This is a genomic window from Mycobacterium sp. E2733, assembly GCF_001667585.1.
GTDB lineage: Bacteria > Actinomycetota > Actinomycetes > Mycobacteriales > Mycobacteriaceae > Mycobacterium.
The window spans coordinates 1-554 of the sequence record NZ_LZJZ01000117.1 but is presented as its reverse complement, the minus strand read 5'-3'; the positions used below and the strand labels follow the sequence as shown (position 1 = coordinate 554).

Below are 554 nucleotides of genomic sequence, written 5' to 3'. Positions count from 1 at the left end.
GCGGCGAAGACACCGCCCGCGATGAGTACCGCGATCACCAGCAGCGCGGGAATCACGACGTTCGGGCGCCGCCACCTCGGCCGCTGCGGGGTGGGCATTACCTGGGGCAGCGGGGGTGCCCCCCATGGTGGTGGCAGGACGGGCGCGGCGCCGATCGGGGCGAGTTGGGTCTCGTAGCCCTGGATGGGGCCCGCGGTGGGCTGATCGGGCCAGACCGGTGGGTGCACCTGCACGGTCTGCTCCGCTCGGGGCAGCGGCACGGTGGCCGCGTCGCGGGCGGCGTGCGCGAATTCCACGGTGGTGGCATAGCGCTGGTCGGGGTCTTTGGCCATGCCTTTGGCGATGACGGCATCCATGCCTTCGGGCACCCCGGGGCGGCGTGTCGAGGGCCGGGGCGGCGGGGTGGTCAGGTGCCCGACGATTTGTTGTTCGAGGCTGTCGCCGGGGTAGGGGCGCTGCCCGGTCAGCGCCTCATAGAGCACGCAGGCCAGGGCGTAGATGTCGGCGCGGGCGTCGGCCTGTCCGGTGTTGAGCCGTTCGGGGGACATGTAGGC

1 protein-coding gene is annotated in these 554 nt (G+C 72.6%); it reads right to left on the bottom strand.

Annotation, left to right across the window (positions count from 1 at the left end; genetic code table 11):
- Window positions 1–554 (bottom strand): protein kinase (locus tag A5678_RS21590; protein WP_156747025.1); only part of this gene is annotated, 554 nt, incomplete at both ends.